Raw genomic sequence first — 12,492 nt, forward strand, 5'->3', positions numbered from 1 at the left:
GCCAGATCGCCATGGAATCAGGCGCTTGCGGATGCATGGTGTATGGATATACAGTGTGCGTCGCTCCTTCCCGATTCGCCACGTTCATCGTCCCAGCGCCCGCCGTGTCTACCGTTTCCGTTGCCGACTCCTCCGTTTCCGATGCCAGCCCGGCGCGCGCCGAAGCGGCCAACGCCGTTTGCGCGTGGCTTGCGAAACTCAACGACGCGCAGCGCGAGGCCGTCGAGCACGGCGGCGAAGCGGGCTATGCGCCGGGTTCGGCGCTGCCGGGGCCGCTGCTCGTGATCGCGGGCGCCGGGTCGGGCAAGACGAATACGCTCGCGCACCGCGTTGCGCATCTGATCGCAGGCGGCGCCGACCCGCACCGCATTCTGCTGCTCACGTTCTCGCGGCGTGCCGCGCAGGAAATGACGCGGCGCGTAGCGCGTATCGCCGCGAGCGCGCCGGGCGCGGCCGCCGCACTCGCGCAGGGGCTCACCTGGGCCGGGACCTTTCACGGCGTGGGCGCGCGCTTGTTGCGCGAGTACGCGGATCGCATCGGCCTTTCGCCGGCGTTCACGATCAACGACCGCGAGGATTCCGCGGATCTCATGAACCTCGTGCGCCACGAACTGGGTTTGTCGGCCAAGGAAAAGCGCTTCCCTTCGAAATCGACTTGTCTTGCGATCTATTCGCGCGCGGTCAACACGGGCGATTCGCTCGCCCACGTGCTCAACCGTTCGTTCTCGTGGTGCCTGGAGTGGGAGCCGCAGCTGCGTACGCTGTTCGCGTCGTACGTGGACGCCAAGCAGAAGCAGAACGTCCTCGACTACGACGACCTGCTGCTCTACTGGGCGCACATGGCCGCGGAGCCGGCCATTGCCGCCGATCTCGCGGGGCGCTTCGACCACATCCTCGTCGACGAGTACCAGGACACCAACCGCCTGCAGGCCTCGATCCTGCTCGCGCTCAAGCCCGATGGCCGCGGCCTCACCGTGGTCGGCGACGACGCCCAGGCGATCTATTCGTTTCGCGGCGCGACCGTGCGCAATATCCTCGACTTCCCGGCGCAGTTCGATCCGCCCGCGCGTCAGGTGACGCTCGAGCGCAATTACCGTTCGACGGCGCCGATCCTCGCCGCCTCGAACGCCGTGATCGACGCGGCCGCCGAGCGCTTCACCAAGAACCTGTGGACCGATCGCCCCTCGCAGCAGCGCCCGCGCCTCGTCACCGTGGCCGACGAGGCCACCCAGGCGCGCTACGTCGTCGAGCAGATTCTCGAGGCGCGCGAAGCGGGCATGAAACTCAAACAGCAAGCCGTGCTGTTTCGCGCGGCGTACCACAGCGCGACGCTCGAAATCGAGCTGGCGCGGCGCAATATCCCGTTCGTGAAGTTCGGCGGACTGCGTTTTCTCGACGCCGCGCACGTGAAAGACGTGCTGGCCGTGCTGCGCTGGGCCGAGAATCCGCTCGACCGGGTGGCGGGGTTTCGCGTGACGCAGTTGCTGCCGGGCGTCGGGCCCGCCAACGCCGCGCGCCTGCTCGACCAGGTGGCCGCGTGCACGGGCGCGTATCGCGCCGCCGAGGCGCTCGCGGCGTTCGCGCCGCCGCCGCGCGCAGCCGAGGACTGGCCCGCGTTTGCGTCGCTCGTCGACAGCCTCTCGATGCGTTCGACGCCGTGGCCCGCCGAATTCGAGCGCGTGCGGCGCTGGTACGAGCCGCACCTCGAGCGTAATCACGAAGACGGCCAGGCGCGTCTCGCCGACTTGCTGCAGATGGAGAGCATTGCGAGCACCTATGCCTCGCGCGAGCGTTTTCTCACCGAACTCACGCTCGATCCGCCCGACGCGACGAGCGCCGAATCCGCGGATCCGCTGCTTGACGAGGACTATCTGATCCTCTCGACGATTCACTCGGCGAAAGGTCAGGAGTGGCGCAACGTGTTCGTGCTCAACGGCGTGGACGGCTGCATTCCGTCCGATCTCGGCGCGGGCAGCGACGAGGAACTGGAGGAGGAGCGGCGGCTGCTCTATGTCGCGATGACGCGCGCGAAGGAGGATCTGCACATCGTCGTGCCGCAGCGCTTTTATGTGCACAACCAGGTGGCGTCGGGCGACCGGCACGTGTGGGCCTCGCGCACCCGCTTCATTGCGGCGCCCATGCTGCCGCTGTTCGAATCCCGCGCGTGGCCGCCCGCGCCGGTGGCGAGTGCGCCGAGCGCGGCTGGACTCGCCGCCGCAGCGCAGGCGAAGGTCGAAATCGCCGCGAAGCTCAGGAAGATGTGGGATTAAGGGGGCGAGGGGGGCGCGCCGCTGTCAGGCAGCGCGCCAGTGCTCAGCGCCGCTGCTCGCGCGCCGTGCTGCGCTGCGGCGGCATGAAGAAGTTGCGCATCCACGCGGCCAGGCGCGTGAAGACGTCGTCGGGTTCCTCGACGAAAATTTCGGGCTTGAGCAGGCGCAGATACTCCATGATTTGCTGCGCTTCCTGTTTCTGGAACACGCCATGCGTGACGCCGAGCCTCAGCAGCCCGCGCAGTTCGCCCAGGCGCTCGCGTGCGGCGCTGCCGCTAGCCTGTTCGCAGCCGATCTTCGCTTCGTACGCGCGCTGACGCAGCGACTCGGTCAGACGCCACGCGGGCGTCTGCATCGACTCTTCGAGCGCCTGGATGTCCTGCACGCCCGACTTGATCTGCGCCGCTAGCGGATCGACCAGCGTGTCGTCGCCCTGGGCTTCGCTCACGATGGCCGCCGCCCAGTCGCGGCACTGTTTCGAGAGTTCGTCGGGCGTCCACTCGGGACGCGACGCGAAGCCGAAACCGAATTCGCCCGCCTGGCGCATCAGGATCGAGACGACCTCGGGAAATTCCTTGTCGAGCGTGCGCTTGGCCCACGCGTACTGGCCGCCTTGCAGGAGCCGCTGCACAGCGTGCTCCGTGAGCGGCGTCATGTTGTCGAGCAGCTTCGCGCGCAGGTAATCCTCGAATTCCGGCGTGGCGAACTGCGGGTCGAGTTTGAGCGAGACGCGCAGGAACGCGTCGAAATCCTTGCGCAGCGACGCAAGCGTTTCATCCTTCAGGTTGAGGGTGATATGCCCCATTGTGGTTGCCCCGGTGTAATCCTTGTCGCTTCTCGCGTGCTCTCGCCGTTCGAGCAGGGGCCTGCCGAAGCAGGCCCTGACGGGTTTAACGGCGCCCCTGGGGGAAACTTGAGCCTATGGGGCGAGGGGCGGCGCTAGCGCAGGACGACGCCTTGCCAGAGGAAGAACACGCCGAGGCCGATCGCGATGGTGAGGAGCGGGCGCTTCGTGAGCGCGCTGACGACGATCGCCGCGAGCGCGCCGACGAGCTGCGGGTTGCGCCAGGTCAGTTCGGCGCCTTGTCCGTGGGGCGAGACAGCCATCGGCACGATGATCGCCGTGAGCACGGTGACGGGCACGAAGCCGAGCGCCGTGCGCACGAGCGGCGGGAACACCAGCCGGTCGCCGAGCACGAACACCGCAGTGCGAATGACCAGCGTGACGAGGGCCATGCCGAGAATCAGGACGACGTAGTTCATTGCCCGGCTCCTGCGGTGCGTCGGAGGTTGTGGGACTTGCGGGAGGACTCGCTGCCGGCGCGCGCGCCGCGCGAGGAGCCTGGGCGCGAGAGCGCCACACCCACGAGCACGCCCGCGAGCACGGCGCCGAGCAGCCCGAGCTTGTAGGGCCAGCCCTGCCAGAAAAAGGCGAGCGCGCCGGCGGTCGCGGCGGCGGCGAAGTAGCGCAACGCAACCAGCTGCGGCACGACGATGGCGATGAAGGTCGCGACCATCGCGAAGTCGAGGCCGAGCGACTGCAGACCCGGGAACGCCGCGCCGAACAGCAGGCCGGCCGCAGTCCAGAGCTGCCAGTTCAGGTACATCGCGAGCCCCGAACCGAGGAAATGCCACGGCGAGACGTCGTCGCCGGGCGGATGTCGGCGCAAATGCGCCCACGCGACGGCAAAGACCTCGTCGGTGAGCAGGCCGCCGAGCACGAGGCGCCAGCGCAGCGGCAGGTGCGAGACATAGGGCGCGAGCGTCGCGCTGTAGAGCACGTGCCGCAGGTTCACGATGAACGTGGTGGCCAGAATCACGGCGAAGCTCGCGTGCGAGGCGATCAGCCCGAGCGCAATGAACTGCGCCGAGCCGGCGAACACGGCGAGCGACATGAGCTGGCCGTGCCAGAGCGAAAGCGGGCCCGAGGTGACGAGCGTGCCGAAGATCACGCCGAAGGGCGCGGCGCCCACCATCATGGGTATCGTGTCGCGCGCGCCGGCGACGAATTCGGCAAGGCGGTTGGGATGCGTGGTCAAACTGTCCTCCTGATACACGGGGACAGCATAGCGGGCGGCCTTGCGCGTGGCTTGTACGTTCTTGCGGCGGGACGCGGGCTCGCGCGTTCAGGACGATTGCCAGCGCCCCGGCGGCACGCCGAACATGCGCCGAAAGTGTCGCGTGAAATGGCTCTGGTCGGTGAAACCGCTTGCCGCGGCGACATCGGCGACCGTCGCGCCTTCGCGCAGCGGAGCGAGGGCGCGCTGCAGGCGCAACTGGGTGCGCCAGGCGTGCGGCGGCAGGCCGGTTGCCTGCGTGAAGAGCCGCGTGGCGTGAAACGGCGAGAGGCCGACCGTCTGGGCGAGATCGGCCACGCGCAGCGGCGTGGCGAGATCGGCGGCGAGGCGCGCCTTCATGGTTTCCACACGCGCATCGTTCGGGCCGTGCCCGAGCGCCGCCTCGCGCGTGCGGCCGTAGCGCGTGAGCAGCGTCGAGAGTGCGTCGAGCAGCGAATCTTCCACGGCGAGCGGATCGGCACACGGCGCCGAAGGCGATGCCGGACTGGCGCCCGCCACGGTTTGCGCTGCGGCCGCGGCGCGCCGCCAGTTGGCGTCGGCTTCCAGCAGCCGGTGGGCGCGTGAGAGTCTGCGCGCGAGATCGGGATCGTGGATCACCTCGGCGTCGAACCACGGCAACGGCTGCGCGCGTCCGGCGATTTCGCCGGCGAGTTCGTGCAGGAAGTCGACCGGCACGTACATCACCCGATAGCGCCAGCCTTCTTCGTCGGCGCGCGAGCCCGTGTGCAGCTCGCCCGGATTGATGACCGGCACGCTGCCCGTTGCGGCGACATGCTGCGTCCCGCGATAGCGAAAGCATTCCGCGCCGCCCTCGATCACGGGGATCGTGTAGGCGTCGTGCCAGTGCGGCGCGAACGTGTGTTCGTGGTATTCGGCCGTGACGAGATCCGCGCCGGGCAGCAGCGGCGTGCGCCAGTAGCGGACACGGTCTCGAAAACGGGAATCGGTCATGGTGAAGGATCCTGCACAGATCCCCAGTTTAGCGCAGCGGAATCGTCGTGCCCGCGGGCACCGGCACCGCCGTGACGCTGTTCTTGGCGCTGCCGCTCACCACGCGGTCGCTGTAGGTCAGATACACGAGCGCGTTGCGCTTCGCGTCGACCACGCGCACGACGTGCAGCGTCTTGAAGAGGAGCGACATGCGCTCGTTGAAGACGTCGGCCTGCTGTTTGAGCGGACCGGTGAACGAGATCGGCGCGACCTGCCGGCACGCGATCGACGCCTCGGTCGGATCTTCCGCAATGCCGAGCGTGCCCTTCACGCCGCCCGTGCGCGCGCGGGAGACGTAGCAGGTGACGCCTTGCACCTGCGGATCGTCGTAGGCCTCGACGACGACCTTGTCCGAGCCGGTCAGACGGAAGTTGGTGTTCACGCTGCCGATCTGCTCGGCGTGGGCGGCGGCGCAGGCGACGAGGCTCGCACAGGCGACGAGCGGGCGCGCGAGGCGGGCGGCAAGGCGGGTGGATTTCATGCGGATTCCCGAGGATGACGAAGCGACATTATCGGGGAGGGCGGCGTGCGCAAGGCGTGCAGCAAAAGAAAAAGGGGTTGCGTGCAAACACGCAACCCCTCGATATTTTGGCTCCCCGACCTGGGCTCGAACCAGGGACCTACGGATTAACAGTCCGGCGCTCTACCGACTGAGCTATCGGGGAACAGCAGTACAGCGACAACGCTTTACGTCATGAAAAAGCCCGTTCTGCGCGGTGCTCAACACGAACGGGCTTTTGCGAATCCTGGCTCCCCGACCTGGGCTCGAACCAGGGACCTACGGATTAACAGTCCGGCGCTCTACCGACTGAGCTATCGGGGATCAACAAAAGCAGAGAACGAGATTCTATGGGGTCCGGCTGGGTCTGTCAATACCCTGTCGCGATCTGATGTTCAGGGCAATCCGCTGTGCAAGGGACTGCACGCGACTGTCCACTCAGGCGACGGGGAGACACCCCGAACAAGCGATCAGCGCGCGATTACCGTGCAAGAAGCGCGAGCTTGTCCTTCACGTCCTTGAATTCGTCGGCTTCCGGCAGCGGGGCCTTGGTCTTGGTGATGCTCGGCCAGCCCTTCGCGAGGTCGGCGTTCAGCTCGATGAACGATTGCTGGTCGCCGGGCACGTCTTCCTCGGCGTAGATGGCGTTCACCGGGCACTCGGCAACGCACACGGCGCAGTCGATGCACTCGTCCGGGTCGATCGCGAGGAAGTTGGGACCTTCGCGAAAGCAGTCCACCGGGCACACATCGACGCAGTCGGTATAGCGGCACTTGATGCAGCTTTCGGTCACAACGTGAGTCATTCAGGCAGCTCCTGCAAGCTTTTTGTATCGGGGGATGGCGGTTCGCCAAAAACGCTATTGTAACTGATGAGGAATTACCCCAACCACAGGCCCGCAACCGTCCTTAGATCGTTTCGTGATTAGTTTATATGCGAGGGGGACCCGCAGCGTTTTACCCTTTGTGCGCGAGGGGCCGTGCCGCCGGGCACGCGGCGCGCGCAGGCATTCGGGTAACATGGACGCACCGCTGGCGCCCGCCGCCCGGAACCGCTGCGGGGCATCTGCCCGGCAGCGCGTCCGGTTCCCGCTTCGCGGGCGCTATCCGATTGCAGTCCGGCTGGCCCATCATGATCATTACTTCGCTGCTCGATACCGATCTCTACAAATTCACCATGATGCAGGTGGTGCTGCATCATTTCCCCGCAGCCAATGTGGAATACCGTTTCCGCTGCCGCACGCCGAACGTCGATCTCGTGCCTTACGTCGACGAGATCCGCAGCGAGATCCAGAAGTTGTGCAGGCTGCGCTTCGCCGAGACCGAGCTCGACTACCTGCGCAAGATGCGCTTCATCAAGAGCGACTTCATCGACTTTCTCGCGCTCTTTCACCTGAATGAAAAGTACATCTCGGTCACGCCGTCGCCCAAGGCCAACGGCGAGATCGACATTGCGATCAAGGGGCCGTGGCTGCACACGATCCTCTTCGAGATCCCGGTGCTCGCGATCGTCAACGAGGTGTATTTCCGCAACACGCAGCATCATCCGCAGTACGAGGAGGGCCGTGAGCGCCTGCGCCACAAGATCGAGCTGCTCGGCGCGAAGCCCGAATTCGCCGACTGCAAGATCGCCGATTACGGCACGCGCCGCCGCTTCTCGAAGCGCTGGCACGAGGAGGTGATCCTCACGCTCAAGGACGATCTCGGCGAGCAGTTCACCGGCACGAGCAACGTCTACTACGCGATGAAGCACAATCTCACGCCGCTCGGCACGATGGCGCATGAGTACCTGCAGGCGTGCCAGGCGCTCGGGCCGCGTCTGCGCGACTCGCAGATTTTCGGCTTCGAGATGTGGGCGAAGGAATACCGCGGCGATCTGGGCATTGCGCTGTCGGACGTCTACGGCATGCAGGCCTTTCTGCGCGACTTCGACATGTACTTCTGCAAGCTCTTCGACGGCGCGCGGCATGACTCGGGCGATCCGTTCGAGTGGGGCGAGCGCCTGCTCAAGCATTACGAGGACAACCGCTGCGATCCGCGTACGAAGACGATGATCTTCTCGGACGCGCTCGACATTCCCAAGGTGCTGCGCCTGTACGAGCGTTTCGGCGACCGCTGCCGCCTCGCGTTCGGCGTGGGCACGAATCTCACCAACGACCTCGGCTATCAGCCGCTGCAGATCGTCATCAAGATGGTCCGCTGCAACGGTCAGCCCGTCGCCAAGCTCTCCGATTCGCCGGGCAAGAACATGTGCGACGACAGGGCTTATCTCGCCTATTTGCGCCAGGTGTTCGGCATCGAGCAGCCCACGGAGGAAGAGTGCGAGAGCAACCAGGCGGCTGAATAAGCGCGCCCGCGAGACCCGCGGATCGCAGGCGGCGCCCCGGTATAATCGGCGCGTCGCCTTTCTTCATCTGACGAGGACGTTCATGGACACGACGGCCGCCCGCCGCAGCATACTCGCGCGCATTCGCGCGGCGCAGGGACGCGAAGCCACGCCCGCGGCGCACGAGCGGCAAGCGGTGGCCGAGTACCTCGCGCTTCATCCCGAAGGTCCGCGGCCGCCGCTGGAAGGCGATCTCGTCGCGCGTTTCGTTGGCGAGGCGCAAAAGATGTCGAGCACGGTCGACGAAGTCCAGCAGCTCGCCGACGTGCCCGCCGCCGCGCAACGCTATCTCGCCGGGCGCAGCCTGCCGATGCAGGCCGTCGCGTGGCAAACGCTCGATACGTTCGACTGGGCCGGCGCGGGCCTCGCCGTCCAGTTCCGCAAACCCGAAGATCGCGATCTCGTCGGCCTCACGGGCTGCTTTTGCGCCACGGCCGAAACCGGCACGCTGGTCTTGCTCTCCAGCCGCGAGACGTGGGCCTCGGGCGCGCTGCTGCCCGAAACGCACATCGCCGTCGTGCCCGCTTCGCGCATCGTCGCGGGTCACGAAGACGCCTTCGCGCTGATGCGCGCCGAACGCGCGGAGCTGCCGCGCGCGGTCAACTTCGTTTCGGGGCCTTCGCGCACCGGCGACATCGAGCAGACCATCATCCTTGGCGCACACGGGCCGTATCGCGTGCATGTGATCGTCGTGCATGGCGCGTGAGCGCAGCACCGCAAGCGCTTGCGCGGGGACGCTCTGCGCGGCGCTGGCGCTCGTCCGCACGAACGCACGCGCGGCGGCCTTCGACGGCGCCGCCAGGACACTTGCGTTCCTGTTTTCCCTGAGCGCCCCGTCACGCGCAACAATGACGGACATCGACTGAAGTGTGGAGAGCAACGATGCAAAAGATTCTCGTGGCGCGCCCGATCTTTTCCGACGTGATCGATCGGCTCAAGCAGTATTTCGAGGTGGACTGGAACAACGGCGAGGCGCTTGCGCCCGAGGCGCTGCACCAGCGTCTCGCCGACAAGGACGGCGCGCTCACCGCGGGCGACCCGATCGGCGCCGCCGCGCTCGCCGCCGCGCCGCGCTTGCGCGTGGTGTCGAACATGGCCGTGGGCTATAACAACTTCGACATGGCCGCTTTGAACGCGGCCAACGTGCTCGGCACCAACACGCCCGACGTGCTCAACGAAACCACAGCCGACTTCGGCTGGGCGCTGATGATGGCGGCCGCTCGCCGCGTGACGGAATCGGAGCACTTCCTGCGCGCCGGCAAGTGGGACAAGTGGTCGTTCGACGCGTTTCTCGGCACGGACATTCATGGCACCACGCTCGGCGTGATCGGCATGGGCCGTATCGGCCAGGCGCTCGCGCGCCGCGCGCGCGGCTTCGACATGCGCGTGGTGTATCACAACCGGTCGCGCGTCGCGCCCGAGATCGAGCGCGAGCTGAACGCCGAATATCTGTCGAAGGAAGCGCTGCTCAGGCAGGCCGATCACGTCGTGCTCGTGCTGCCGTACACGGCGCAGAACCATCACACGATCGGCGCAGCGGAACTCGCGCTGATGAAACCCACCGCCACGCTCACCAACATCGCGCGCGGCGGCATCGTCGACGACGCGGCGCTCGCGCACGCGCTGCGCACGCGCCAGATCGCGGCGGCGGGCCTCGACGTGTTCGAGGGCGAGCCTCGCGTGCATCCGGCGTTGCTCGAAGTGGAGAACGTCGTGCTGACGCCGCACATCGCGAGTGCGAGCGAAGCCACGCGCCGCGCCATGGCGAACCTCGCCGCCGACAACCTCATCGCCGCGCTCGGCGAGGGGCCGCGCGCCGGGCAGCCGCCCAATCCGATCAACCCCGCCGTGCTGGGGCAAGCGCGTACATGAGTGCGCTCGCCGTCCTGTCGCTGGCGATCGTTGCGCTCGCAATCGCGTTTGCCGTGACGCTCGTGGCGTTGCTGCGCGCGCGTCAAGACCATGGCGACGCCGACGCGCAGGCCACGCTGGACGCGCTCGATCAACTGAGCGACCGCCTCGCCGCCTCGACGGATACGCAGGCGCGCGCAGCCGAGCGCATCGAGCGCGAACTGCGCAACGAGATCGCACGCACGGCGCAGAGCTCGCGCAGCGAGTTCGGCGGCGGCTTCGCGCAGGTGCAGCAGGCGCTGGCGGCGCAGCTCGGCAGCATCGCGACCGTGCAGAACAGCCAGATCGACGGTTTCGCACAGCAGCTCGCCAAGCTCACGGCGGCCAACACGCAGCAGCTGGACGCCGTGCGCCAGAGCCTGCATCTGCAGGCCCAGCAGGCACGCGACGAGCAGGGCGCCGCGCTGCGCCACTTCGGCGCGTTGCTCACGCAGCAGCTCGGGCAACTCACCGAAGTCAACGACCGGCGCTTCGCCGAAGTACGCGCGACGCTCGAGCAGCGCCTCAAGGACATCGAAGCGAACAACGCCGCGAAGCTCGAGGAAATGCGCCGCACGGTCGACGAGAAGCTGCACGCCACGCTCGAACAGCGCCTTGGCGAATCGTTCAAGCTCGTTTCCGATCGGCTCGAGCAGGTGCATCGCGGGCTCGGCGAGATGCAGACGCTGGCCGCGGGCGTGGGCGACCTGAAGAAGGTGCTCACCAACGTGAAGACGCGCGGCACCTGGGGCGAAGTGCAGCTCGAAGCACTGCTCGAACAGATGCTGACGCCCGAGCAGTACGCGAAGAACGTCGCAACGGTGCCGAGGAGCACGGAGCGCGTGGAATTCGCGATTCGCCTGCCGGGACGCGGCGTGGGCGGCGCGGAGCAAGGCGAGCCGGTCTGGCTGCCGATCGACGCCAAATTTCCGCGCGAAGACTACGAGCGTCTCGTCGATGCGCAGGAGCGTGCGGACGTCCTCGCGATCGAGGAGGCCGGGCGCGCGCTCGAATTGCGTATCCGCGCGGAGGCTCGCACGATCGCCGAGAAGTACATCGCGCCGCCGCACACGACCGATTTCGCGCTGCTGTTCCTGCCGACCGAAGGACTTTACGCCGAAATCCTGCGCCGCCCGGGCTTGACCGACGTCCTGCAGCGCGACTACCGCGTGAGCGTGGCGGGGCCGACCACGCTCACGGCGCTCCTCAACAGCCTGCAGATGGGCTTCCGCACGCTCGCGATCGAGCGGCGCTCGAGCGAGGTGTGGCAGGTGCTGGGCGCGGTGAAGACCGAGTTCGGCAAGTTCGGCGACGTGCTCGCGCGCACGAAGTCGCAGCTCGAAACGCTCACGCGTTCCATCGAGGCGGCGCAGGTGCGCACGCGCGCGATGAACCGCAAGCTGCGCGACGTCGAGGCGCTGCCGGGCGAGGCCGCTGCGAATCTCCTCGGCGATGCGCCGCGTAACGGTAGCGGCGAAGCAGAAAGCGAAGCGGGATTCGGCGACGAGTGACTCGACCTGCATGCTAAAAGAAAGCGGGCCGCCTGATCCAGGCGGCCCGCTTTCATTCGAGCGTACGCGGTGCGTTTGCTCAGCCGATCATCGTTGCACCGGGCGCGGCGAGCTTGTCGAGCGCGTCGCCGGTCATGCGCACGACGCGCCAGTCGGGCAGCACGGTCGCGCCGAGCTTTTCATAGAAGCCGATGGCCGGCGTGTTCCAGTCGAGCACGGTCCACTCGAAGCGGGCGCAGCCGCGTTCGACGGCGATCGCCGCGAGCGCGCGCAGCATCGCCGTGCCGAGGCCGGTGCCGCGCTGCGACGGCTGCACGTAGAGGTCTTCGAGATAAAGACCGCGGCGGCTCAGGAACGTCGAGTAGTTGTGGAAGAAGAGCGCGTAGCCGACGATGCGGCCGGCGTCTTCCGCCACCAGCGCTTCGGCGGCGGGGCGCGTGCCGAACAGGGCGTCGGCGAGGCCGCCGGCCGTGCCCGTGAACAGATGCGTGAGCTTCTCGAACTCGGCGAGCTCGTACATCAGCGCGTGCATCGCGCCGACGTCGGCGGCCGTGGCGGCGCGGATCGTCGCGGCCATCACGCTTCCTCGGGCACGTCGGAGAGATGGATCTCGATGCCGCCGAAGCGCGAGGCTACCCAGTTGTAGGCGTGGCAGGCGATCCACAGCAGGATGAAGCCGACGATCGCGTTGAGCAGCAGCGCGCTGAAGATGGTCGAGAGTTCGACCGAGCCGTAGCGCACGAACGCCACGAGCACGCCGAGCAGCACGATCGGCACGCTGAAGGTCAGGTACACGAGGATGAGCGCCTTGGCGGTCTGGCCCGCAGCGATGAACGAGATCTGTTTTTTCATAGTAGTCGGTCTGTTAT

The 12,492-nt window shown here is 67.1% G+C and carries 13 protein-coding genes and 2 tRNA genes; 5 read left to right on the forward strand and 10 right to left on the reverse strand.

The genetic code is table 11. From position 1 onward, the window contains the following. Nucleotides 1-11 precede the first annotated feature (11 nt). Nucleotides 12-2,270: an ATP-dependent helicase gene (locus BHE01S_RS04815; protein ID WP_245639639.1), complete on the forward strand. Its 2,259-nt coding sequence runs from the start codon at nt 12-14 to the stop codon at nt 2,268-2,270. Nucleotides 2,271-2,313: 43 nt separating this feature from the next. On the opposite strand, the gene BHE01S_RS04820 is transcribed toward BHE01S_RS04815, so the two are convergent. From BHE01S_RS04820 to fdxA, 8 genes are all read right to left on the reverse strand, one after another. Continuing rightward, nucleotides 2,314-3,075: a DUF4088 family protein gene (locus tag BHE01S_RS04820; protein ID WP_042261123.1), complete on the reverse strand. Its 762-nt coding sequence runs from the start codon at nt 3,073-3,075 to the stop codon at nt 2,314-2,316. Nucleotides 3,076-3,209: 134 nt separating this feature from the next. Then, complete coding sequence (locus BHE01S_RS04825; RefSeq protein WP_042261125.1) at nt 3,210-3,533, reverse strand: AzlD domain-containing protein; 324 nt, start codon at nt 3,531-3,533, stop codon at nt 3,210-3,212. Beyond that, nucleotides 3,530-4,249, reverse strand: coding sequence for an AzlC family ABC transporter permease (locus BHE01S_RS04830; protein WP_084068565.1), 720 nt, complete (start codon nt 4,247-4,249; stop codon nt 3,530-3,532). The genes BHE01S_RS04825 and BHE01S_RS04830 overlap by 4 nt, the downstream gene beginning before the upstream one ends. A gap of 147 nt (nt 4,250-4,396) precedes the next feature. Next, nucleotides 4,397-5,299, reverse strand: a complete 903-nt coding sequence (locus BHE01S_RS04835; protein WP_042261129.1) for a helix-turn-helix transcriptional regulator — start codon at nt 5,297-5,299, stop codon at nt 4,397-4,399. Nucleotides 5,300-5,327: 28 nt separating this feature from the next. Beyond that, nucleotides 5,328-5,819, reverse strand: a complete 492-nt coding sequence (locus tag BHE01S_RS04840; RefSeq protein WP_042261131.1) for a CreA family protein — start codon at nt 5,817-5,819, stop codon at nt 5,328-5,330. Between the two features lie 108 nt (nt 5,820-5,927). Continuing rightward, nucleotides 5,928-6,003 (reverse strand) — tRNA-Asn (locus tag BHE01S_RS04845). 82 nt (nt 6,004-6,085) lie between these two features. Next, nucleotides 6,086-6,161: transfer RNA gene (locus BHE01S_RS04850), tRNA-Asn, on the reverse strand. A 157-nt stretch (nt 6,162-6,318) separates the two neighbouring features. Further along, nucleotides 6,319-6,642 carry a ferredoxin FdxA gene (fdxA, locus tag BHE01S_RS04855; protein ID WP_028206706.1) on the reverse strand — a complete coding sequence of 108 codons (324 nt, stop codon included), beginning with the start codon at nt 6,640-6,642 and terminating at the stop codon, nt 6,319-6,321. A 326-nt stretch (nt 6,643-6,968) separates the two neighbouring features. Between fdxA and pncB the strand changes: the two genes are divergently transcribed. The 4 genes from pncB (at nt 6,969) to rmuC (ending at nt 11,623) form a co-directional block, all read left to right on the forward strand. Next, nucleotides 6,969-8,183, forward strand: coding sequence for a nicotinate phosphoribosyltransferase (gene pncB / locus BHE01S_RS04860; RefSeq protein WP_042261308.1), 1,215 nt, complete (start codon nt 6,969-6,971; stop codon nt 8,181-8,183). A gap of 82 nt (nt 8,184-8,265) precedes the next feature. Further along, nucleotides 8,266-8,928: a LutC/YkgG family protein gene (locus BHE01S_RS04865; protein ID WP_042261133.1), complete on the forward strand. Its 663-nt coding sequence runs from the start codon at nt 8,266-8,268 to the stop codon at nt 8,926-8,928. 176 nt (nt 8,929-9,104) lie between these two features. Then, complete coding sequence (locus BHE01S_RS04870) at nt 9,105-10,094, forward strand: 2-hydroxyacid dehydrogenase (protein WP_042261135.1); 990 nt, start codon at nt 9,105-9,107, stop codon at nt 10,092-10,094. Continuing rightward, a complete protein-coding gene (gene rmuC, locus BHE01S_RS04875; protein WP_042261137.1) occupies nt 10,091-11,623 on the forward strand; it encodes a DNA recombination protein RmuC in 1,533 nt (510 codons plus the stop codon). Before BHE01S_RS04870 ends, rmuC begins: the two co-directional genes overlap by 4 nt. A gap of 79 nt (nt 11,624-11,702) precedes the next feature. Here the strand turns inward: rmuC and BHE01S_RS04880 are convergent, their stop codons facing one another. Both BHE01S_RS04880 and BHE01S_RS04885 read right to left on the reverse strand, forming a co-directional pair. Beyond that, complete coding sequence (locus tag BHE01S_RS04880; RefSeq protein ID WP_042261138.1) at nt 11,703-12,200, reverse strand: GNAT family N-acetyltransferase; 498 nt, start codon at nt 12,198-12,200, stop codon at nt 11,703-11,705. Continuing rightward, the gene (locus tag BHE01S_RS04885; protein ID WP_028212919.1) at nt 12,200-12,475 is read right to left on the reverse strand and encodes a hypothetical protein; all 276 of its coding nucleotides are present in this window, start codon (nt 12,473-12,475) and stop codon (nt 12,200-12,202) included. The genes BHE01S_RS04880 and BHE01S_RS04885 overlap by 1 nt, the downstream gene beginning before the upstream one ends. Nucleotides 12,476-12,492: the final 17 nt, after the last annotated feature.

This window comes from Paraburkholderia heleia NBRC 101817, assembly GCF_000739775.1.
Lineage (GTDB): Bacteria > Pseudomonadota > Gammaproteobacteria > Burkholderiales > Burkholderiaceae > Paraburkholderia > Paraburkholderia heleia.

What these genes read in the sequence shown, in the direction of transcription:
- BHE01S_RS04825 (WP_042261125.1), bottom strand. Translation starts at nt 3,533, where the DNA reads ATGAACTACGTCGTCCTGATTCTCGGCATGGCCCTCGTCACGCTGGTC.
- BHE01S_RS04815 (WP_245639639.1), top strand. Translation starts at nt 12, where the DNA reads ATGGAATCAGGCGCTTGCGGATGCATGGTGTATGGATATACAGTGTGC.
- rmuC (WP_042261137.1), top strand. Translation starts at nt 10,091, where the DNA reads ATGAGTGCGCTCGCCGTCCTGTCGCTGGCGATCGTTGCGCTCGCAATC.
- BHE01S_RS04840 (WP_042261131.1), bottom strand. Translation starts at nt 5,819, where the DNA reads ATGAAATCCACCCGCCTTGCCGCCCGCCTCGCGCGCCCGCTCGTCGCC.
- BHE01S_RS04830 (WP_084068565.1), bottom strand. Translation starts at nt 4,249, where the DNA reads ATGATGGTGGGCGCCGCGCCCTTCGGCGTGATCTTCGGCACGCTCGTC.
- BHE01S_RS04865 (WP_042261133.1), top strand. Translation starts at nt 8,266, where the DNA reads ATGGACACGACGGCCGCCCGCCGCAGCATACTCGCGCGCATTCGCGCG.
- BHE01S_RS04820 (WP_042261123.1), bottom strand. Translation starts at nt 3,075, where the DNA reads ATGGGGCATATCACCCTCAACCTGAAGGATGAAACGCTTGCGTCGCTG.
- BHE01S_RS04835 (WP_042261129.1), bottom strand. Translation starts at nt 5,299, where the DNA reads ATGACCGATTCCCGTTTTCGAGACCGTGTCCGCTACTGGCGCACGCCG.
- BHE01S_RS04880 (WP_042261138.1), bottom strand. Translation starts at nt 12,200, where the DNA reads ATGGCCGCGACGATCCGCGCCGCCACGGCCGCCGACGTCGGCGCGATG.
- fdxA (WP_028206706.1), bottom strand. Translation starts at nt 6,642, where the DNA reads ATGACTCACGTTGTGACCGAAAGCTGCATCAAGTGCCGCTATACCGAC.
- pncB (WP_042261308.1), top strand. Translation starts at nt 6,969, where the DNA reads ATGATCATTACTTCGCTGCTCGATACCGATCTCTACAAATTCACCATG.
- BHE01S_RS04870 (WP_042261135.1), top strand. Translation starts at nt 9,105, where the DNA reads ATGCAAAAGATTCTCGTGGCGCGCCCGATCTTTTCCGACGTGATCGAT.
- BHE01S_RS04885 (WP_028212919.1), bottom strand. Translation starts at nt 12,475, where the DNA reads ATGAAAAAACAGATCTCGTTCATCGCTGCGGGCCAGACCGCCAAGGCG.